This window comes from Haloarcula marismortui ATCC 43049, from assembly GCF_000011085.1.
In the GTDB taxonomy this organism is placed as follows: domain Archaea; phylum Halobacteriota; class Halobacteria; order Halobacteriales; family Haloarculaceae; genus Haloarcula; species Haloarcula marismortui.
In genome coordinates, this window is sequence record NC_006396.1 from 303,071 (window position 1) to 322,411 (window position 19,341).

Here is a 19,341-nt window from a genome sequence, read left to right on the forward strand (position 1 = left end):
CGGACCGCTCAGAACTTCTCCAGATACTCGTCGACGAACGCGCGCACGTCGGCCAGCGACGGCTGGTCCGCGGTCCGGACGAAGTAGCCGGCGACGGCGTTGCCGACGACGACGGCGGCCGCAGGCGAGAGGTCGGCGATGCGGGCCAGCCCCAGTCCGGCGTTGAAATGGTCGCCGGAGCTGGTCGTCAGCTCCGGGTCCGAGACCGAAGGCACGGCCACGCTGTCGGTGCCCGCGGCGGTGACGACGACCGACTGCTCGACACCGTGGCCGACGAACCAGGTCGGTTCCAGCGCCTCGAACACTGCCTCGGCGTCGTCGGCGAACGACCGCTCGGCGTCGCCGGCGTAGGCGTCCGCGAGGACACCCGTTTCGGCACGGTTCGACGTGACCACCACGTCGGTCACTTCGTCCAGCCGGCCGATGGCCTCCCGACCGGCGCGCAGCCGGTCGGCGTCGAGTTTTCGTACGTCACCGGGGTCGACCAGCACGGTCTCGGGCGGGTCGTCAATACCATCCCACAGGGTACGGAGGCCGTCGAAGACCGTCGGCAGGTCTGGCGTCTCTGACCAGTAGCCAGTTCCTAACAGGCTCGCGCCGTCGAGTTTCTCGGCCAATCGGTCGTGGCCGAAGGCCGTGTCGAGTTCGGCCCAGTCAAGCGACATCGTGTCGCCGATTTCCGTGAGCATGAGCTTCCCATCGTCGAACTCGACAGCGTCGGTGACGCCGGGTTCACCCAGCGAATGGAGTTCGTACTCGCCGAACTCCGTCTCGAATGCGTCGTGGACCGGGTCGCCGTACATCCCGACCATCACGGGGTCGAACGACCAGCCGCCGAAGGCCCGCGCGAGGTGGCTGGTGTGGCCGCCGGTTCGGCTGCCCTGCTGGAGCCACTCGAAGGAGAGCGAACTGTCGGCGGCAACGGAGCGGTCGATACGGTCGCCGAAACTCTCCAGTGTAGCGAGGCGCTCGTGGCTCTCGGGGTCGATGCGGTCAGCGACGACCTCTCGGACGCGGTCGAGGTAGCCGTCGAAACCGAAGACGACCCGCCCGGTATCGATAGCGTCGGGGAGCGCGTCGCTGGTGGGCAACGCCTCATCCGCTGTGGCGACGGCTCGGCGCGTCTCCTCGTCCATGGCCTACAGGACGTCGTCGGCTGTCGCGTCCTCGAAGATGACGCCTTCGAGTTTGTCCAGAATGTCGTAGGGGTCGTCGCGCTGCCAGACGTTGCGACCGACCGCGAGGCCGGCGACGCCGACGTCCATGCAGTCCTCGACGAGTTCGAGGAAGTCGCGGTCCGAAGTCTTCGAGCCACCGGAGAGCAGGACGCGGTTGTCTGCGGCCGAGCGGACGGCGTGGGCCATCGCTTCCTTGTCACGCGGGTACTTGACCTTCGTGAAGTCAGCCCCGAGTTCGAGCCCGATTCGGGCCGCATAGGCGATGGTCGACGGACTGCGGTGCTCCTTGATGGCCTGTCCGCGCGGGTACGACCACATTGCAATCGGCAGGTCGTGGTCGCGGGCGTTCTCCTGCACCGGGCGGAAGTCTTCGAACATATCGGTCTCGCGGTTGACACCCGGGTAGACGGTGTAGCCGATGGCGTCAGCACCGAGTTCGGCCGCGTAGTCGACCGACCAGTTCTGGGGCGAGTACGGGTCGCCCATCCAGAGGTCCGAACCGCCGTTGAGCTTCGCCAGCAGGTTCACGTCGTCCTCGTAGCTCGGGTAGTACGTTTCGGCGAGGCCCTTCCCGACAGCTAGCGCCGTCACGGCGTCGTGGGTCGCCATCTCGAACACCTCACGCGGGTCGAGGCGCTCCTCGACGCCGCTGAACTGCTTGGGACCGTGCTCCAGTCCGTGGTCGTGTGCTAGCACCAGCGTCTTGTCGTTCCGTACGAGCGGTGAGTCACCCAGTGGTCGCATGTGTCATGTTTCTACCCAGAACGACCATTAACCGTTTTCGGTTCTGATTTGTTACTACTGTTCGCGTTTGTTTTTGAGCGAGGGCGGGAATTAAGTGTGTTCCAGTGAAAGGTTCGGTTATGCCATCAGTGGAACTGGACGCCGAAACAGTGGCGCGCCTTGACGACCTCCGTGTCGAGGACGAGTCGTACGACGAAATCGTGACGGAACTCATCAACATCTACGAGGCCGAGGAGCTAACACTGTTTCACAGCGGCGACTAACCCTGGGCCTGCTCACAGACGGACTTCCAGCGCCCGTTCGACTCCAGTTTCTCCTGCAGTTGCTCAGCGTACGCCTGTGCGAGCCGTGCCGCCTCTTCCTCCTGTTGTTTGTTCCCGCCACCGGACCCACTTAGTCCAAGCGCGTCCTTGACACCTGAGAGGAGACCGCCGCCTGAGCCTCCGGACTGGTCACCGCCGGGACCGCCCATCGGCCCTTGATTGGCGACCCGTTCCATCTCGGGCATGACGCTAGAGAGCTTCGACGTATCGGCGACGATTCGAGCGGCGTCGGGGTCACCCGGGTTCTCGATCTCGAACTCAACGGCAGTCATCACCAGCCCCCACTGCTGGCTTGAGAACGACGACGCTTTGACCTGTTCGTTGAACCGCTGGTCGACCGCCATCCGTTCGCCGGCGATGCGGTCGGTCCAGTTTGAATCGCTCATAAACTGGTGTTTGCGGGCCGGCGGTATGAGCGTTTCCCGCTCCGTGCGGTGTTATACGGTAAAAAGTACCGTGTCCGGGCCGACTGTTACGGCGCTGACTGCCGCGACCGCTACGTATTATTGTCTCCAAAACGGTTCCAATATGTTAAGTTAGCTCATGATATACTTGTATCTCAATGACTACTGAGTTTGGGACAGGGCAGGCGACGGGGGACTCTGGAGATGCAGCAGCGATGGACGCCATACGGGAAGCTATGGCCGACATCTCGGCCAGCGAACCGGACTTCTGTCAGATTTTCTGCTCCCCGGCATATGATTACGATGCGGTACTGTGGGGTGCGCGAAGTGTTGTCGGTTCAGATACCGAAATCGTGGGCTGTTCGTCTTCCGGGGAGTTCACTGAAACCGGCTCGGGGAACGGAACTGTTACAGTCGGCGTCGTTTCGTCGGACTCGATGCGGTTCTTCTCCAGCATTTCGACTGAACTCAGTGCTGATCCCGAACGCTGTCTGTTCGAAGCCGTTCATGACCTCCCCGCGAGCGGCGACCCTGCTGTCGATGGGTATCCGCATCGGACGATCATCAACCTCCACGACGGCATGGCCGGAATCGGAAACAAGGTCACGCGACTCACCGAGCAGTACCTCGACGACGAGGAGACGCCGGTCGTCGGCGGGTCTGCGGGTGACGACCTCCAGTTACAGCAGACCCACGTCTTCCGGAACGACCGCGTCGAGACGGACGCCGTCGTCCTCACGCTCATCGCCGCAGAGGACGCGCTACCGGTGACCGTCAATCACGGCCACGAACCGATCTCCGAGGCGATGACGGTAACCCGTGCAGAGGGAAGCACTGTGTACGAACTCGACGGCAGACCTGCCTTCGAAGCCTGGCGGGACGCGATTCGGGAGGACGCGATGGAGACATACGATATCGATGTCGACGAGCTGGAGGCGGGGTCGGAAGACCTTGTCATGTTGCTCGGTCGCTACGAGCTCGGTATCGAGTCGGAGCCAGAATCTGACGCGGACGGACTCGCTTCCCGAATCAAGACCTTCATCGAGAGTAAACTCATCTCGACGACGGGATACAACATCCGATGGCCGGGCCATACAACCGACACCGAGGGGCCGCTGGACTTCGCTGTCACTGTCTCCGAAGGAACGGAAGTGGTGGTGACACATAGCAATAAATCCGACCAGGTGTATGCGGTCCGGAACGCCGCCAACAACGCTGTCAATGAACTCCGCGGCGGAAGCGTCGCGGGTGGGTTCGTCTACGACTGTGCCTGCCGTGCGATGATTCTCGGCGAGGATTTCGATGACGCCGTCGACACGATTCACAGCGCTATCGACGCGCCCTTCGCCGGCTTCGAAACCTACGGTGAAGTCTGCTCGGCCGACGAGGATTACACTGGCTATCACAACACTTCCTCAGTCATCCTGCTGTTCCCGGAGTGACGACTACGGGACTGCGACCAGCGAAGAATAAACGCCACTCTTGTTCCTGTCCCTCAGACGCCGGACTCGATGGTGATTTCGGCGTGTAGCTCATCCTGCAGCGCCGAGTGGACGTGACAGATGTCCTCGGCGAGTTCCACGATATCCTGCTCTTCGTCGGCGAGTGACGCCTCGACCTCGACGTGGAAGTCAATGTATTCCAGGTCGTCGTCCTCATCGAGACCCGCAGCGACCTCGACATCGACGCTGCCGATGTCCTCGTGGCCGTACTTGTCGGCGGCGACGCGCAGTGCCGGGATATAACAGGAGGCGTAGTCGGCGGCCAGAATCTCGTTCGGCGACGGGCCGTTCTCGCTCAGCGCATCGACGATAAGCTCCCACTCGCCGTTGATAATACTCTCTACTGTGTATCCTTCCTCGCAGGTGCTCTCGACTTCAATATCTGCCATAGCAATCCTGTGGACACGGCCCTCCCCCTAAACGTTTCCTGCATGGCATTTCTGTGCGGGGCACTGCCGAAAGATAATACACTTCCAGCCCGTACAAAGAGGCAATGGAACACCTCGCACCGTCGAACGTGCCGGTGTACGCGACGCGGGAACACCAGCGCGAGATCTGGGAACGCTGTCGGGACCGTGGACACCCGGTCCTCGCCGTCAGAGAGGCGACGCGGGGATTCATCGTCCGGTACGACCTCCAGCACCTGTCCTATGAGCTCTCTGACGCCACCGTTCAGGCGCTTCGGGACCGTGTGCGGTCCCGCCGACCGTACCCGACGACGACGGACCCGATCTCGGAGACGGAGGGCGTCGGCGGCGAGGCCGGCCCGGTGTCCGGCGAACTCCACGCGGGTACCGAACAGGCTGCCAGAGAATTAGCCTCGCACATCTCTGGGTTCGTGCTGGACCGGTCGAACTGGCGGTAGTGCCGAACCAACACGGCTGTGGCTTTTTTACACAGCCGTGTCTTGTTGCCCTATGGCAGTCGCCCGACACGAGACCGGTCCGTTTGCGACCGTGAGTGCCCTGGCCTCGCAGGTACATCCGGTGTTCATGTTGCCACCGCTCGCGACGTCGCTGTTCGGTGGGTTGCTCTCCGGTGGGTTCTGGCCACCGGTGGCTGTGCTCCATGCGGGCGCGATGTTCTTCGCCGTCTACACGGCCCACGTCAAGGACGGCTACGTCGATTTCCACGTCCGCGGCGAGGACGACGACCATCCCCTCACTGGTGCTGGCTGTCGCATGGCGCTGGTCGGTGCTGGTGTCGGCTTCGCGCTCTGTACGGCGGCCATCTGGCTGCTGGTCGGTCCCGGTGCGGCACTGCTGACGCTTCCGACTTGGATTATCGGCTACACCCACGCGCCGCAACTGGATATGAACCCCGTCGGCGCGACGATGGGCTATCCGGCGGGTATCGCGCTGGCGCTACTGGGCGGCTACTACGCGCAGGTGACGACGCTGACGCCGCGTGCCGTCGGTCTCGCGGCCGTGTTCCTCCTGTTGCTGACCGGCATCAAGATCATCGACGATGAGCAAGACTACGACTACGACCGGTCGATACAGAAACGGACCGTCGCTGTCGTACTGGGTCACCAGCGTGCCCGACAGCTTGCGCTCGGCCTGTTCGGAGTGGCCCTCCTTGGAATCGTGGGGCTGTCCGTGGCATTGCCCGGTATCCCGCCGAGTGCTGCGGCGGCCGCGCTCGTCTTCGGGGCGGTCGCGGCTATCGCTCAGCGAGGCGACCCCGAAACTGCGACGATGCTGCTGATTCGCGGGTCGTATCTCCTGTTGGCCGTCCTCGTGACCGCTGTCTGGTTCCGGCCGCTGGCGTGAGGATGTAGCCGTTCTGGCAGTCATGTGTTCGCTGGCTGTTCGAAACTGCTATCGCTCGAAACCGCCCTCGTCAGTCAGCCCGACACGTGTGTGAGGACGTGGGTCGCGGAGACGACCAGCGAAATCGTTACCATCGAGACAGCCATGACACCGGCGACGACCGGTGAGAGGTTCCCGGTGAGGCCACCGACTGCGAGCAGCACGGCGGCAATGATCGTACAGACCAGCAGGGCCAGATGGACGAACAGCCACGGACCGATACGTCGCAGTGAATCGAGCAGCGTCTCGACTCCCGACGGCTGTGTGGGCCGAACTCGCTTACCGGGCCGGTAGTACTCCGTGGCAGTCCCGTAGCCCGTGCTCCCGCCCCGAGTCTGGGTGGGCCGCTGTGTCGCTTTCGCCGCTGCCTCGTCCGTCGTTTCTGCGTCGACCCGCTGGTCGACGTACTGCTGTGCGATGTCACTGACACCACCCGTAGCTGTGCCTCCGTCCGCGCCGCTGTCGACGTGCCTGTTGACGTATGCGTCGTGACCGAGTCGGTCGTATCGCGCTCGCTCGGCCTCATCAGTGAGCACGTTCTTCGCCTGCGTGAGTCGCTTGAACCGTTCTCCGGCGGCAGGGTCGTCACTCACGTCCGGGTGATGCGCTTTCGTCTGCTCCCGGTAGGCGCGGACTATCGTCTCTTCGGTGGCATCTGGGTCCACCCCCAGAATACCGTAGAACGTCGCTTCCATACACACCCCTGTGTATTTATCCAGTTGGACTAGGCGTATAATAAGGTATTCACTCCCTCACGCTACGATATCGCTCGTCTGTCGCCGAGTCGCCGGACTGAAACTGCGTGGCCACCACCGTCTCTGTATGGACGAAGACACCGAGGACTGGGAGACACAGTTGCAAGCCAACCGGGACGAGAAAGACCGCTTTTTTTCCGAACACCGCCAATCACCGATTCCACCGGAGGAACGCGATGATTTCGACGGACTCAGCTACTTCGACCCGGACCCCGACTATCGGGTCGAAGCAACGGTTACCGTCCACGAGACACCAGAATCAGTCGATCTGGAGACGAGTGACGACCGAACAGTGCGCTATCTCCACGTCGCAACGCTCTCGTTCGACCTCGACGGCGAGTCCCGCGACCTCCATGCGTTCCGGCAGGCCGCCGACGAGTCACGGACGCTCTTTGTTCCGTTCCGGGACAAGACGACCGGGCAACAGAGCTACGACGGCGGCCGATACATGGAACTGGAACCCGACCGCGACCTGAGTGACGGCGACGAGATTACGCTGGATTTCAATCTCGCGTACTCGCCATTCTGTGCCTACAGCGACACCTTCTCCTGTCCGCTCCCGCCGGAGTCAAACTGGCTCGAAACTGCGGTGACGGCCGGGGAGCGGACAGACTGAGGCGTCCTTGCCGGCAGTCACGACACCAACACCAAACGAATTGTTTACACATCGCCACGACCAAGACAGTGTATGGCAACGGCGACCCGCGACCGTCCGATTCTGCAGGCCTTCCAGTACGGGTTTACGCTTTTCTCGGCGCTTTCGCTGGGTGTGATAGGACTCGGGTTCGGATCAGTCCTGCTCCTTACCATCGCTTTTTCCCTGTCACTCGGCGCAGGAGTCCAGATAACCGAAGTACAGACACTGGTTCTTGGGTTGATAACGGTCCAGGGAATCGGCTGCCCGGTCATCGCATACACGTACATCAAACTCAGGCCGGTGATCAGAGCGAAGCTCCGTGAGGTATTCTCGTATGCGCCAGACACCGGAGCATTCAGTATCGGCATTTCTGTGCCGAGCCTCCGTGAGGTCGGCATCGTCGTGCTGGGCTACGCCAGCGCAATGGGCGGGCTCGTAGTGGTGGCTGTCGTCATCACGGCGCTCGTCTCGATGTTCGGGATAGAACCGGCAACCAATCAGGCAGCGGAGACCGGGATGGAGAACCCCGATGTCCTCCTCCTGTTGATTCCCGCCTCCTTCCTCCTCATCGGCCCGGGCGAGGAACTGCTGTTCCGCGGCGTCGTTCAGGGCCGCATCCGGGACTACTTCGGCCCGATTTCGGGCGTCGCCATTGCAAGCGTCATTTTCGCTGGCATTCACTACCCCGCCCTCAGCGGTGGGTCGGTCACGGGGAAGCTGGTCGCGGTGAGTGCCCTCCTCATTCCATCACTCATCCTCGGCACAACCTATGAGTACACGGACAACATCATCGTCCCGTCACTCATCCACGGTGCATACAACGCCACGCTGTTTACTGGTCTGTATGTCACCGTGAAGTTCAGTGGTGAACTCTCGTCCGCCGCGAACGTCCTCAGTAGCAGCGGGTTCTGACCGACCCTGTCACAGCAGGGCCGTGCTGTCTGACGTTTGTAAATCATGTGGTTAGTTTACTGACCTTTACACGCAAGGGAAGGTGACATTCGTGTTCGACAAGTATTTCTTAAATCCGGTTTTTGTGACTTTTATACTCTCTAAGACAGAATTAGCATTCTATCTATCACCCGATTTTTACCCAGAGACAGGCGATACATTGATGCTATTACTTTGAAATGACAACCCTCTTATTGCAGTTTTCGCACAATGTTTAAACAGATGGCTGGTTCAGTGCGTGTCTTACATGTCGATGACGAACCGGACTTTGCCGATCTAACTGCGGCATATCTCGAGCGGACCATGGATTCACTCACCGTCGACACCGCGATGCGGGCCGACGAGGTTATCGCGGACCGTCCGCAGGACACGTATGACTGTATCATCAGCGACTACGATATGCCTGGCATGAATGGGCTGGCGTTCCTCGAACGGATTCGCGAGGACGCACCGAAGCTTCCGTTCATTCTCTATACTGGGAAAGGCAGTGAAGAGATCGCAGCCGAAGCAATCTCCGCAGGTGTTACGGACTATATTCAGAAGGAACCGGGAACGTCTCAGTACACGGTGCTAGCGAACCGGGTCCAAAACGCCGTCGAAGCCCGCAGAGACGAACTGCAGGTCACGCGTGGGCACCGCGCAATGAACGCGGCTTGGGATGGCATCAGCACGCTGGACCACGAGGGCCGATTCACGTATCTGAACGACGCCTACGCGGCCACGTTCGGCTACGAGCGCGAGGAGCTTCTGGGCGACCACTGGCAGAAAATCCACTCGGCAGAGGGCCTCGAAACGGTCAATGGTGAAATCCTCCCGGCTGTCGACGAGACCGGGACGTGGACGGGTGAGACACTGCTCGAACGCGCCGACGGGACACAGTTCATCGGCGAACACACCGTCGCGAGCATCGAAGATGACGGTGCTGTCTGCGTGGTCCGTGACCGGACTGACCGCGAAGAACTTGACAAACAACTGCGACACGAGCGCGAACGGTTCCGGCTGCTCGTCGATGCGGTCGAGAATTACGCGATATTCCTGCTTGACCCCGACGGTCTCATCCAGTCGTGGAACGTGGGTGCAAAACAGCTCACCCAGTACGAGGAATCTGATATCCTCGGCGAGCATGTCTCGACGTTCCACACCGAGAAACAGGTAGCCGACGGCATCCCCGAGCAACTGCTGCAAGAAGCCGAGGAGTGCGGTAAGGCCATCGACCGCGGGCTCCGGGTTCGGAAGGACGGGAGCACGTTCTGGGCCGATGTGACCGTCACGGCGCTCCAAGAAAACAGCGACGCCCGCGGCTTTGCGAAAGTGATCAAGGACATCACGGGGCAGATCGAACGGGAGCGACAGCAGGCAATGGCCGAACGCTACCGGGAGAAACTCTACGAGATCACGAACGATTCGGATCGCCGGTTCGAACAGCGGTTAGTGGACGTGTTGGAACTCGGTGTCGAGTATCTTGATGTCGACCAGGCCCATCTCGTTGCAATCGACCCTGAGGCGGGAACGCATGAAATAATCGCCATTAGCGGCGACCCGTCTCTCACTACCCCCGGCGATATCACGTCGCTTTCCGAGACCTACTGCCGACGAACCGTCGACTCCGACGGTCTGCTCTCTATCTACAGCGCCGAGCAGCAGGGTCTGGATGACGACCCCGCATACCAGCGGTACGGTATCGGCTGTTACCTCGGTGCGAAGATCGAAGTTGACGGTGAACTGTTCGGGACGGTCTGTTTCGTTGCTCGTGACCCCCGGTCGGGCCAGTTCAGACAGGACGAACAGGCCTTTGTCGAACTGCTCACCCGCTGGTTCAAGTACGAACTGAGCCGACGCGATGGACAGATACAGTGGCCGTTAAAAATGTGAACATCTGAAACGTCTCCTTGTCGGGCGACGGCTCGCGCTGACGTACGGCCTGATTGATAGCGGGTAGGTCAGTCATCGACTGCGGCTTGTTCGGGCTGTCCGGTTTCGGATCCGGAGTCGTATTTCACCTCTATGTACAGCAATGCGACGATGGTGAGTGTTGCGAGAGTTTGCACGGCAACGGTCATCGGCGCCAGTGGAGCGAACACCGCTGCTCCCGCAGCTACCAGTAACCCGGCGCGGCTCGGCAGCCTGAGTTGGCCTGAGAAATAGTTGACAATGGCGGTCACGGTGGCGACGAGACCGGTGCCCACGACGACGAACGTAATCGGTGTCGCCGGAACCGACCAGAACAACAGACTATCGTTGACGACGAAGATGTACGGGAGAACAAACAGCGGCGCCCCGAGCACGAGCGACTTTCCGGCGGTCCGCCAGAAGTTCCCGCCTGCGACCCGTGCCGTGACGAGGCAGGCGATGGCAACCGGCGGCGTCAGCGCCGAGAGAATTGCGAAGTAGAACACAAAGAAATGGGCAGCGAGCAGGTCGATGCCAGCCTCGGTCAGTGCTGGTGCGATCAGCAGCACGGCCGTGATGTAGGCCGCGACGGTCGGCATCCCGAGACCAAAGAGAAGCGCGGCGACCATCGCGAACATGAGCAACAGCGCGAGCACGCCACCCGAGAGTTCAACGAGGCTGGAAGCGAACACCTGCGTGAACCCGGTGAGGTTCAACACACCGACAAAGATGTTCATCACGCCCAGCGACACCGCGATCGGGGCTGCGTTCTCCATCCCGCGGCCCAGGCCATCCAGAGTGTCCACGAGAAAATCGCGGATCCCGTAGCCATCGCGGAAAAAGATCCCCTGAACGAACGCAGCCGGGAACGCGGACATGATCGAGAGGAAGCCTGCGTACAACGGGTCGTACAGAAGGATGACCAGTGCGTACAGGAGCACGGCCAGCGGGACCCACAGCGCGAGTCCCTCGACGATCAGGTTACGAACCGATATCTGCCCGAACGAAACAGCGGTTGTCGTCCGACCGAAGATCGCATTTAGTGCGTTTTTCCGATCCTTGTCGACCGTTTCGACGTCGGTCAGTTCGTCCTCATCAATCTCGCTTGTGAGCCCTTCCTTGATCGTCGTCATGTGGACACCGATTGCGACCGTCCCGTAGAAGAGGAGTGCCGGCAGAAATCCGACAACGATAATCCGCAGGTAGCTCGTCCCAGTTATTTCGGCCATTATGAATGCCGCCGCACCCATGATTGGTGGCATAATCTGGCCGCCGCTGGAAGCCACCGCCTCGTAGGCCGCTGCGGTATCTCTGTCGAGCCCGTGACGCTTGAGTAACGGAATGGTAAACGCGCCCGTCGTCGCCGCATTGGCGGCCGCACTGCCATTAACCGACCCCATGCCCATGCTTGCGACCGTTGTCATCTGCGCTAACCCGGACCGGACCTGCTTGCCGATCAGCGTTCCAACCTGGACAAAATACTCCAGCGCACCGTACGCTTCCAGCAGTCCCGCAAGGATCATGAAAATAATAATGAATGTCCCCGAAACCTCGACAATGACGCCGAAAACGCCGCTACCGAACTCAACCGTCAGGCCCTGCACGAGCCGTTCGGCCTGAACCCCGTTGTGGTTCAAAATCCCCGGGAAGTACGGGCCATACAGCGCATACGCAAGGCCAACTACCCCGACCAGCGACAGCATTGGACCGTAAACCCGCCGGCAAACATCCAACAACAGCAGGATGAGCAACAGCCCCATGAATAAGTCGAGGTCGGTGTATATCCCGAGTTGCTCGTAGACGATGCGGTTGAAGGCGATAAAGAGGTAGCCGGCGACGACGGCCGAGAGAGCGGCCTCAAGTAGTGTCGCGTAGTTTCCGAATCGCTCCCGACGTGTCTTGGGTTCGGGTTCAAATGCGAGGACAGCCGCTCCGACAAGCATGAAGCCGAGGTGGGCGATTTTGTGCTGGTCCTGTTCGAACGGAAACAGCTGGGTAAACCAGAGGTGATAGGCCGTCGAGGCGATTCCCAAGGCTATCAGGAACCCGTACTTGCCCATGCGTACCCGGTCGGGACCGACCCAGCCCCCGGGTGGGTTTTCCCCCGTCATGGCTGGCATCGATGGGGGAGCCGGAGGAGATACGGGTAGCCCGCGTTACCCCTCATATTCCTCAAGTGTGGTTAGTCCGTCCTTCCACAGACCCTGTTCCTTGTAGTACTTCTCCGCGCCGGGATGGACTGGTGCGTTCGGCGAGGGAAGTAAGAATTCCTGCGCGAAGTCCGGGCCGGCGCGCGAGAGCACCGAACTCGCTTCACGGACCGCGCCAATGTCTTCCATGACCGTGCGTACGAACTCGTAGCCCAGTTCCTCTGATACCTCGGCCGGGAAGATCGTCTCGTAGCCGACACCGACTGCCGGAATGGAGTCCATTCGAATATCCTGCCCGTCCCAGAGGCTGGCGGGCGTCTCGATATACGTGTAGGGCAGGTCGGAGTTGGCCAGATCTGACTGGTCGAACTCCCAATTGACGACCGCAACATCGGCCTGGGCGCTGGCTTCCTGCGCCCATCCGGTCAGGACCTCGCGGCTGACCCCGTAGACCATCATCATATCGAGGCGGCCGTCTGCGAACTGTGCCCCTTGATCTCCCCAGCTCATTGACTGGAGGTCGTACTTGTCCTCGACATTGTCGATCCCGGACAGTCGGAACCCGTCAAGCCCGGCAAAGAAGTTCGTCCCGCCGCGCTGGCCGAACGCCATCGATACCGATCCGTCCTGGGGAATGTCAGATACTGTCTCGATGCCCGCCAGTGCGTCGTCAGTTCGTCTGACGAGGTAATACTCCAGAGTCATGAACGGTAGCACCTGGGTCATCGTCTTACCGACTGGTTCCCCATAGGGGTCTCCCCCACTGTTCGAGCGTGCGACTGCCCAGTCAGTACTCTGGGCGACATCGATGTCTCCCTGAGCGATTAACCGAGGGTTTGCCGCGGTCCCGCCGGTGGTCTGGGCGCTCATGCTGATGTTGCTTGACTTGTCGGAGATCAGCTGTGCCATCGCTACCCCTGATGCGTGAGTCGCTGTCTCCGGTCCCGACGTCCCAATTGTCCAGCTTGTACTGCCGCCACTGCCATCACTCCCATCACTACCACCGCTCTCGCCGCCACTGTCGCCACCACCGCCGCCATCGCCACTACCGCTATCCCCACCACAGCCAGCGAGGCCTGCCAGGCCAGCTGTGCCGACCATTTTCAAGAAGCTACGCCGCTTGGAAACCAGACTATGTTTATCGTTCCTGAACATTATCTAATCTACAAATATGATGTCAACCAAACAATATTTAAATGTTACTGCAAATACTTTTGTCGTACTGGGATCGACCGTGAGAAAATACGACGCAACCCTGAGTGAATCATTACCCCTCGAACGATAGTGGTCGCCTAACGATATTACTGAGGCTGTAAAAATGACAGACATGGGTCTACTCGATGGCCATAGTCCCGGGAGCACCGGCATCAATTATTCCTGAATATCCGACTAACAGGGTGCAACTACGAAAATACCTGCCTCAGTGACACACTAGAGCCAATGTGGACAGTGTCAGTACTATTTCAGACGTACCCACTAACACACTCGAAATGTACGCCCGGAACACTAACGTCCGGCATCATCCTCGGCGGTGTGCCACGTCAGCCGGCAAACCCTCGTGCCGGGCGGGTCGCCGGATACGGCGACCGATTGCGCGAGCGGCGTCAGCCGCGAGCGCGGGTGATTACGGCGTAATCACCGAACGCCCAGACGGTGCAACCGTCTGGCGGGTCGTTGAATAACGACCAGATGCGGTGTGAACCGCGGTCATGTCGCGTGCCCGGGTTCTCCGGGTCGTCATTGTCCCGGTGACGGGTCTCAGCCGGGGATTAAAGGCACGCAGCCGTAGTTAGCCGGTCGCACACCTAAGGGTGACGTTCAGACGGCGTAGTCGTCCTCGCGCAGTTGGACGTACTTGCCGTTGCGGGAGGAGAACTTCCCCCATTTGTAAGCCAGAACCATCTTGATGCCGTTGTAGCCGCCACGGAGCGCCGCATCGGCCTTGATTCCGCGGGCGTCCATCAGGTCGTTGGCGGTCCTAAAGGCTCGGTCCCAGTCGCCGGGTCGCCAGTCCCGAACCATGTCCGCGAAGGTGACGTTCCGGAGGATTTCGTCGCCGATGGCGTCGTGCCAGGCGTCGTTGTACCGTTCGAGGCGGTCGTTCGCGGCGAGGCGGCCGGCGATTTTTCCGGTGCGAACGGCGACGTGGTCGCCGCCCTCGTGGAACGCCGAGGTGGTCCCCATTGCCCCACCGGCCACAGCGATGCCAGCACCCACTGGGGATTCTATCGGCCGGGTCGAGGAGATGGGGTACGTTTCGGTCCCCTTCGATTTCCCGCGCTCTTCGACGAGCGGGAAGTCGTCGAGGTCGTACGCCTGAAACTCCCGTTCGAGCAGTCGCTCGATGTACTGCCGGCCCTGCGGGATGCTGTCGTCGCTCGCGTTGAGGAGGTCCCACTCGGCACTGTCGTAGGCGTCAATATCCAGCCCGATGGGCATCGTCAGACCGATGCGGGCGACGGAATTGTCGTTCGGGAAAATCCACGGGTACGCCGTGTGACCGGGCATAATGCCCCACCAGAACTCGATGAACTCCGGTGTGAACAGCTCCTCTGGCATCCGGCGGTGCTCTTGATAGGCGATGTGGTTGACCTTGTTCGACGGCATGATATCGGCCATCGTCTGTCCGGCCGGGAGGAACTGGTCGAGCGTGCCGCCGGTGATAGTCCGCTGTGGGCCGTCGGCGAGAATCACGTACTCGGCGGCGATGTCTTCGCCGTTGGCCAGCCGGACGGTGTGTCGCGGCGAATTCCGGAGGTCTGTCTCGACGCTGGTGACGCTGACGCCGACGCGGTAGTCTGCGCCCGCGTCCGTCGCCCGCTCACGAAGCCAGTCGTCGAACCGCGCTCGATGGAAGGTAATGCCGAAGCCGTCAGCGCTGGAACTGATACCGGTCTCGGTAAGCGTCATCTCCGTCGAGGGGCCGTAGAACTTCGCCCCGTCGAGTTCGCTCAACACCACGTCTTCGGGGAACTCCGACCGCGGGATATCCATGATGTCGAACCAGTAATCGAGCAACCCGGCGGCGTCCGTCGAGTCCGGCCCCGTCCCCTCGCGGTCGGCTCTGGGGACCCCCTTTTCGAGGAGGACGGCGTCGGCCCCGTGGTTGGCTGCAGCCTCGGCCGCCGACGACCCGGCCGGGCCACCACCCACAATGGCGACGTCTACGTGTTCCATACCCGCTACGGTGTCCCGCGCCCGCTAAAACCTATTGTCTTGCATCGAAACTGGGGTCTGACGCGCTCACCTGACTGAACTGGAACGCACTGTGCCCTACGACTCGGACACTGCGTCGGCGAGTGATACGTCGTGTTGTTCCAGCCGTTCGACGGCCCGCTTGTACGCGTCGCTCTCCGCGAGTGCCGTTGCCCGTACTGCGTCAGCGACTGTGTCTCGTCGGTCGGCAAGTCCCAGGAGTTCCCGACGTTCCGTCTCGTATTCGCACCGGCGCTGAACTGCCGAGAGTACCGACAACAGGGTATCCCGGTCGGCGGGCTTTCTGAGATACGAATCGACGGGAATGTCCAGAATATCCACGTCAGGCTTGACGCTGCTTATCATCACGACCGCAGGGGTAACTGACCGCTGTCGGAGCTTTTCGGCGACCGTTTCGCCGCTCAGTTTCGGCATCTGTCGGTCCAGCAGTACCGCATCGATTGAGTCGTCAATCCGCTGTAACCCTGTACGGCCGTCACCGGCCTCTATAACCTCGTATTCTTCCGGAAGCCAAAGTTTGTAGAGCTGTCTATAGTCCGTATCGTCATCAATTACCGCAACGCTCGTCGGTCTCCCCATTCCTTCGAAGTTCTACGTTGGTCATCCTACAAATATGCTAAGATATCGGTATACTATTAGTACAAATTTTACTAATCTAGACTGGTAATTCCCCCGTTCTCTAAATACTAAAATTCTAACAATATCTCCGGCGCGCGGTCACCAGACTGCCGGCACCGTTTTGAGGCCCCCGCGTGGAGCAGACGGTATGGCTCCGCACGCCACAGGAGAGGTTCAATGGCCGACATCGTCGTGACGCGCTACGGCGTTCACGGAATGCCGGTCGACCAGTACGTGACAGCGCTCCGGGAACGACTGCCGGAGTGGGATGTCGCCGTCGCAGAGACGCCCGAAGCCGAGCGGGACTTGATTGCGGATGCGACAGTTCTGACCGGCAACGATGTCTCGCCGGAACTGGTCGATACTGCCGACTCGCTGAAGCTGTTTGCAGGGACATACGCTGGATACGACCACCTCCCGCTCTCGGACCTGGCAGACCGTGACATCGCGCTCACGACGGCCTCCGGCGTCCACGGGCCGAACGTCGCCGAGAACGTCGTCGGCTCGTGGCTCGCCTTTGCCCGGGGTTTCTTCACTGCCCGTCGCCACCAGCGCGACCACATCTGGCAGTCGTTCCACACCGACGACTTCGCCGGGAGCCGCGTCTGCGTCGTCGGGCTGGGAGAAATCGGCGAAGCAATCGTCGACCGCGTGCAGGGATTCGACGTGGAGACCGTTGGCGTCCGCTACTCGCCGGAGAAGGGTGGCCCGACGGACGAGGTGTACGGCTTCGACGAGATCCACGAAGCGGTCACCGACACGGAGTACGTTGGGCTCGCCTGCCCGCTCACCGACGCGACGCGCCACCTTATTGACGCGGCGGTGTTCCGGACGATGCATCCTGACGCCGTGCTCACCAACGTGGCCCGCGGCCCAGTTGTCGATACCGACGCGCTGGTCAGTGCGCTTCAGCGCAACCACATCGGCGGCGCGGCACTGGACGTGACCGACCCCGAACCGCTGCCCAGCGGCCATCCGCTGTGGGACTTCGAGAACGTCCTCATCACGCCACATAACGCCGGCCACACGCCGAGCTACTACGAACGGCTTGCTGATATCGTCGCCGAGAACGTCCAGAAGGCCGAGCGAACCGGCGAATGGGGCGGTCTCAGGAACCAAATCGACCTCTAGTCACTGCCGGCTGGCGAGATATCCGGCGCGGGCTTCGTACACCAGATACGAGACGACGGTCACACCGAACACGCCGCCGAGTAGGTGCGCGACTGTACCGCTCCCGAGGCTAGTGCTCCCGACGGTACCCTGCAGCAGTTCGACTACGGCCACTACCGCCGCGAGCCCAATGTACCGCCAGCGGGCCGCGACCGGAAGCGTCTCGCTATCACCTGCCAGCGCGAGATACAGGTGTGTGCCAGCCAGAACGGCGAAGTACGTAGCTGCGACGAGCACGACCGAGGCGACAGGGCCGAGCGGAACCGCCCGGAACAGGAGCGCCCAGACGAGGACGACAGCGCTCACCACCCCGATCTGAAGCTTCGTATCGCGGGAGACCATGTGTACGCAGTCGATACTGATCGTGAAAAGTGTCTACCTGGCGACCGGATCTCGGTCAGTTCCGAAAAACCGCACTCGGCGAGGCCGACCGTTACAGATAGCCGCGCTTGTTGAGCAGTTCGCCGTTCAGCACGCTCGCGCCCGCGGCACCGCGCATCGTGTTGTGTGCGAGGCAGTTGAACTGGACGCCGTCGGTCGTCTCGCGGAACCCGCCGACTGCGACGCCCATGCCGTCCTCAACGTTGCGGTCAAGGCGGGGCTGTGGGCGGTCCGGTTCCTCGAACACCGTGATGAGTTTCTCCGGCGAAGACGGCAGGTCGATGCCGGTCACGGACTCCATCGCGGCCTCGGCGTCGGCCGCAGAGATGTCCTCAGCCGTGTCGGCCCAGACGTTCTCGAGGTGGCCGTCGAGCGTCGGGATGCGGTTACAGGAGGCGGCCACGTCCATCTCGTTGAGCTGGACTTCTGCGCCGTCGAACGAGCCGAGCAGTTTGCGCGATTCGCTCTCCATCTTCTGCTCTTCGCCGCCGATGTGTGGGATGGCGTTATCGATGATTTCCATCGACGTAACGCCGGAGTAGCCCGCGCCGGAGACGGCCTGCAGGGTCGAGACGCGCACGTCGGTCAGGTCGAACTCGCGGTCGAGGGCGGCCAGCGGCGGCACCATCGTGATCGTCGAGCAGTTCGGGTTCTTCAGGAGCGCGCCGTCCCAGCCGCGCTCGTCGCGCTGGACCTCAAGAAGGTCGACATGGTCGGCGTTGACCTCGGGGATGATGAGGGGCACGTCCTCGTCCATCCGGGCGTTCGAGGAGTTTGACGAGACTGTGTAGCCGGCTTCACAGAACTCCGGTTCGACTTCCGCGCCGACGCTCGACGGGAGCGAGGAGAAGATGAGACCGACGTCGTCGGGCACCGAATCCGGGTCGGTGGCGCGGACTTCTAACCCAGCCACGTCCTCGGGAATCGGAGAGTTGACGCGCCACTTGGCGGCGTCCTTGTATGTTTCGCCAACGCTCGCGTCGCTGGCGGTCAGTGCTGCGATTTCGAACTCGGGGTGGGGGTCAAGCAGCTGGATAAGTCGCTGCCCGACTGCGCCAGTCGCACCGAGCACACCTACGCGTACAGTCATCGCTTGACACACGGCTACGGGTGGTCAAAACAGTTTGGATACGAAGCCATACCGCCGCCCTCGTCGGGTTACTCGTTTTCAGTGTCTTCGAACACCCATTCGATGACGCGGGCCTCGACGAGGTCCCGCTCCTCGACGTAGGGGTCGTCGCGATTCGCCAGCGCCTCCTCGGCCTCGGCGCGCATCTCCGCCTCGATGTCCGTGTGGTCCGGCTCGTCCCGAATGTCGTTCAGCAGCGCCTCGAAGTCCTCCCGGAGGTCGAAGGAGGCGCGGGCGGCGTTACACCGGGACAGCGGGCTCATCCCGGTCTCTAACACGAGGTCCCGCACCGTCTCCCAGTCGGAGCCACAGAAATAGATGGACACCTCGCCGACGATGTCCTGCCAGGCGATGGGGTCGGCGTGCTTGAGCAACGGGACCGCCCGCGGCGGCAGGTCCAGACGGGTCTTCGTGTCGGGATTCCCGCACAGACAGCAGGCTTTCTCCGTTTTCCCCGTGTACATGTGCGACAGTTGGGTCGG

20 protein-coding genes are annotated in these 19,341 nt (G+C 61.5%); 8 read left to right on the top strand and 12 right to left on the bottom strand.

Going from position 1 to position 19,341, the window contains the following annotated elements; genetic code table 11:
* Positions 1-8: 8 nt before the first annotated feature.
* Together RR_RS05565 and RR_RS05570 are read right to left on the bottom strand one after the other, a co-directional pair.
* Positions 9-1,136 (bottom strand): hypothetical protein, encoded by a 1,128-nt coding sequence (locus RR_RS05565; protein WP_011222971.1) that lies wholly within the window; start codon positions 1,134-1,136, stop codon positions 9-11.
* Positions 1,137-1,139: 3 nt separating this feature from the next.
* Complete coding sequence (locus RR_RS05570; protein WP_004962592.1) at positions 1,140-1,922, bottom strand: class I fructose-bisphosphate aldolase; 783 nt, start codon at positions 1,920-1,922, stop codon at positions 1,140-1,142.
* Between the two features lie 119 nt (positions 1,923-2,041).
* Between RR_RS05570 and RR_RS22290 the strand changes: the two genes are divergently transcribed.
* Entirely contained in the window at positions 2,042-2,185 is a 144-nt protein-coding gene (locus tag RR_RS22290; RefSeq protein WP_004962590.1) for a DUF7557 family protein, read from the top strand.
* On the opposite strand, the gene RR_RS05575 is transcribed toward RR_RS22290, so the two are convergent.
* Positions 2,182-2,631 (bottom strand): DUF5799 family protein, encoded by a 450-nt coding sequence (locus RR_RS05575; RefSeq protein ID WP_011222972.1) that lies wholly within the window; start codon positions 2,629-2,631, stop codon positions 2,182-2,184. The genes RR_RS22290 and RR_RS05575 overlap by 4 nt on opposite strands.
* 176 nt (positions 2,632-2,807) lie before the next feature.
* Between RR_RS05575 and RR_RS05580 the strand changes: the two genes are divergently transcribed.
* Positions 2,808-4,091, top strand: a complete 1,284-nt coding sequence (locus RR_RS05580) for an FIST signal transduction protein (protein ID WP_011222973.1) — start codon at positions 2,808-2,810, stop codon at positions 4,089-4,091.
* A 53-nt stretch (positions 4,092-4,144) separates the two neighbouring features.
* Here the strand turns inward: RR_RS05580 and RR_RS05585 are convergent, their stop codons facing one another.
* Positions 4,145-4,540: an OsmC family protein gene (locus RR_RS05585; RefSeq protein ID WP_004962584.1), complete on the bottom strand. Its 396-nt coding sequence runs from the start codon at positions 4,538-4,540 to the stop codon at positions 4,145-4,147.
* A gap of 104 nt (positions 4,541-4,644) precedes the next feature.
* Between RR_RS05585 and RR_RS05590 the strand changes: the two genes are divergently transcribed.
* Positions 4,645-5,016: a hypothetical protein gene (locus RR_RS05590; RefSeq protein ID WP_004962582.1), complete on the top strand. Its 372-nt coding sequence runs from the start codon at positions 4,645-4,647 to the stop codon at positions 5,014-5,016.
* A 52-nt stretch (positions 5,017-5,068) separates the two neighbouring features.
* Positions 5,069-5,923 carry a UbiA family prenyltransferase gene (locus RR_RS05595; RefSeq protein WP_007188422.1) on the top strand — a complete coding sequence of 285 codons (855 nt, stop codon included), beginning with the start codon at positions 5,069-5,071 and terminating at the stop codon, positions 5,921-5,923.
* Positions 5,924-5,997: 74 nt separating this feature from the next.
* On the opposite strand, the gene RR_RS05600 is transcribed toward RR_RS05595, so the two are convergent.
* The gene (locus tag RR_RS05600) at positions 5,998-6,657 is read right to left on the bottom strand and encodes a DnaJ domain-containing protein (protein ID WP_007188423.1); all 660 of its coding nucleotides are present in this window, start codon (positions 6,655-6,657) and stop codon (positions 5,998-6,000) included.
* A 127-nt stretch (positions 6,658-6,784) separates the two neighbouring features.
* Between RR_RS05600 and RR_RS05605 the strand changes: the two genes are divergently transcribed.
* The 3 genes from RR_RS05605 (at position 6,785) to RR_RS05615 (ending at position 10,177) form a co-directional block, all read left to right on the top strand.
* Positions 6,785-7,333, top strand: coding sequence for a DUF1684 domain-containing protein (locus RR_RS05605; protein WP_011222974.1), 549 nt, complete (start codon positions 6,785-6,787; stop codon positions 7,331-7,333).
* A 72-nt stretch (positions 7,334-7,405) separates the two neighbouring features.
* Complete coding sequence (locus RR_RS05610; protein WP_011222975.1) at positions 7,406-8,266, top strand: CPBP family intramembrane glutamic endopeptidase; 861 nt, start codon at positions 7,406-7,408, stop codon at positions 8,264-8,266.
* A 261-nt stretch (positions 8,267-8,527) separates the two neighbouring features.
* On the top strand, positions 8,528-10,177 hold the full coding sequence (locus RR_RS05615; RefSeq protein WP_049938751.1) for a PAS domain S-box protein: 1,650 nt from the start codon (positions 8,528-8,530) through the stop codon (positions 10,175-10,177).
* A 68-nt stretch (positions 10,178-10,245) separates the two neighbouring features.
* On the opposite strand, the gene RR_RS05620 is transcribed toward RR_RS05615, so the two are convergent.
* The 4 genes from RR_RS05620 to RR_RS05635 form a co-directional block, all read right to left on the bottom strand.
* Positions 10,246-12,306 carry a TRAP transporter permease gene (locus RR_RS05620; RefSeq protein ID WP_049938752.1) on the bottom strand — a complete coding sequence of 687 codons (2,061 nt, stop codon included), beginning with the start codon at positions 12,304-12,306 and terminating at the stop codon, positions 10,246-10,248.
* A 45-nt stretch (positions 12,307-12,351) separates the two neighbouring features.
* Positions 12,352-13,446, bottom strand: a complete 1,095-nt coding sequence (locus tag RR_RS05625) for a TAXI family TRAP transporter solute-binding subunit (protein ID WP_232508549.1) — start codon at positions 13,444-13,446, stop codon at positions 12,352-12,354.
* A gap of 717 nt (positions 13,447-14,163) precedes the next feature.
* Positions 14,164-15,522, bottom strand: a complete 1,359-nt coding sequence (locus RR_RS05630) for an NAD(P)/FAD-dependent oxidoreductase (RefSeq protein ID WP_011222979.1) — start codon at positions 15,520-15,522, stop codon at positions 14,164-14,166.
* A 96-nt stretch (positions 15,523-15,618) separates the two neighbouring features.
* Entirely contained in the window at positions 15,619-16,140 is a 522-nt protein-coding gene (locus RR_RS05635; protein WP_011222980.1) for a response regulator transcription factor, read from the bottom strand.
* Positions 16,141-16,356: 216 nt separating this feature from the next.
* Here RR_RS05635 and RR_RS05640 point away from each other — a divergent pair, with 216 nt between their 5' ends.
* Complete coding sequence (locus RR_RS05640; RefSeq protein ID WP_011222981.1) at positions 16,357-17,310, top strand: D-2-hydroxyacid dehydrogenase; 954 nt, start codon at positions 16,357-16,359, stop codon at positions 17,308-17,310.
* Here RR_RS05640 and RR_RS05645 read toward each other — a convergent pair whose 3' ends face one another.
* From RR_RS05645 to RR_RS05655, 3 genes are all read right to left on the bottom strand, one after another.
* Positions 17,311-17,691, bottom strand: a complete 381-nt coding sequence (locus RR_RS05645; RefSeq protein WP_004962547.1) for a hypothetical protein — start codon at positions 17,689-17,691, stop codon at positions 17,311-17,313.
* 91 nt (positions 17,692-17,782) lie between these two features.
* A complete protein-coding gene (gene asd / locus RR_RS05650) occupies positions 17,783-18,820 on the bottom strand; it encodes an aspartate-semialdehyde dehydrogenase (protein ID WP_011222982.1) in 1,038 nt (345 codons plus the stop codon).
* Between the two features lie 68 nt (positions 18,821-18,888).
* Entirely contained in the window at positions 18,889-19,323 is a 435-nt protein-coding gene (locus RR_RS05655) for a hypothetical protein (protein WP_011222983.1), read from the bottom strand.
* Between the last annotated feature and the right edge of the window lie 18 nt (positions 19,324-19,341).

Excerpts from the sequence above, each read along its gene's own strand:
- RR_RS05615 (WP_049938751.1), top strand. The coding sequence starts at position 8,528 with ATGGCTGGTTCAGTGCGTGTCTTACATGTCGATGACGAACCGGACTTT.
- RR_RS05575 (WP_011222972.1), bottom strand. The coding sequence starts at position 2,631 with ATGAGCGATTCAAACTGGACCGACCGCATCGCCGGCGAACGGATGGCG.
- RR_RS05610 (WP_011222975.1), top strand. The coding sequence starts at position 7,406 with ATGGCAACGGCGACCCGCGACCGTCCGATTCTGCAGGCCTTCCAGTAC.
- RR_RS05565 (WP_011222971.1), bottom strand. The coding sequence starts at position 1,136 with ATGGACGAGGAGACGCGCCGAGCCGTCGCCACAGCGGATGAGGCGTTG.
- RR_RS05570 (WP_004962592.1), bottom strand. The coding sequence starts at position 1,922 with ATGCGACCACTGGGTGACTCACCGCTCGTACGGAACGACAAGACGCTG.
- asd (WP_011222982.1), bottom strand. The coding sequence starts at position 18,820 with ATGACTGTACGCGTAGGTGTGCTCGGTGCGACTGGCGCAGTCGGGCAG.
- RR_RS05580 (WP_011222973.1), top strand. The coding sequence starts at position 2,808 with ATGACTACTGAGTTTGGGACAGGGCAGGCGACGGGGGACTCTGGAGAT.
- RR_RS05590 (WP_004962582.1), top strand. The coding sequence starts at position 4,645 with ATGGAACACCTCGCACCGTCGAACGTGCCGGTGTACGCGACGCGGGAA.
- RR_RS05655 (WP_011222983.1), bottom strand. The coding sequence starts at position 19,323 with ATGTACACGGGGAAAACGGAGAAAGCCTGCTGTCTGTGCGGGAATCCC.
- RR_RS05645 (WP_004962547.1), bottom strand. The coding sequence starts at position 17,691 with ATGGTCTCCCGCGATACGAAGCTTCAGATCGGGGTGGTGAGCGCTGTC.
- RR_RS05585 (WP_004962584.1), bottom strand. The coding sequence starts at position 4,540 with ATGGCAGATATTGAAGTCGAGAGCACCTGCGAGGAAGGATACACAGTA.
- RR_RS05620 (WP_049938752.1), bottom strand. The coding sequence starts at position 12,306 with ATGACGGGGGAAAACCCACCCGGGGGCTGGGTCGGTCCCGACCGGGTA.
- RR_RS05630 (WP_011222979.1), bottom strand. The coding sequence starts at position 15,522 with ATGGAACACGTAGACGTCGCCATTGTGGGTGGTGGCCCGGCCGGGTCG.
- RR_RS05605 (WP_011222974.1), top strand. The coding sequence starts at position 6,785 with ATGGACGAAGACACCGAGGACTGGGAGACACAGTTGCAAGCCAACCGG.
- RR_RS05595 (WP_007188422.1), top strand. The coding sequence starts at position 5,069 with ATGGCAGTCGCCCGACACGAGACCGGTCCGTTTGCGACCGTGAGTGCC.
- RR_RS05635 (WP_011222980.1), bottom strand. The coding sequence starts at position 16,140 with ATGGGGAGACCGACGAGCGTTGCGGTAATTGATGACGATACGGACTAT.
- RR_RS05600 (WP_007188423.1), bottom strand. The coding sequence starts at position 6,657 with ATGGAAGCGACGTTCTACGGTATTCTGGGGGTGGACCCAGATGCCACC.
- RR_RS05625 (WP_232508549.1), bottom strand. The coding sequence starts at position 13,446 with ATGGTCGGCACAGCTGGCCTGGCAGGCCTCGCTGGCTGTGGTGGGGAT.
- RR_RS05640 (WP_011222981.1), top strand. The coding sequence starts at position 16,357 with ATGGCCGACATCGTCGTGACGCGCTACGGCGTTCACGGAATGCCGGTC.
- RR_RS22290 (WP_004962590.1), top strand. The coding sequence starts at position 2,042 with ATGCCATCAGTGGAACTGGACGCCGAAACAGTGGCGCGCCTTGACGAC.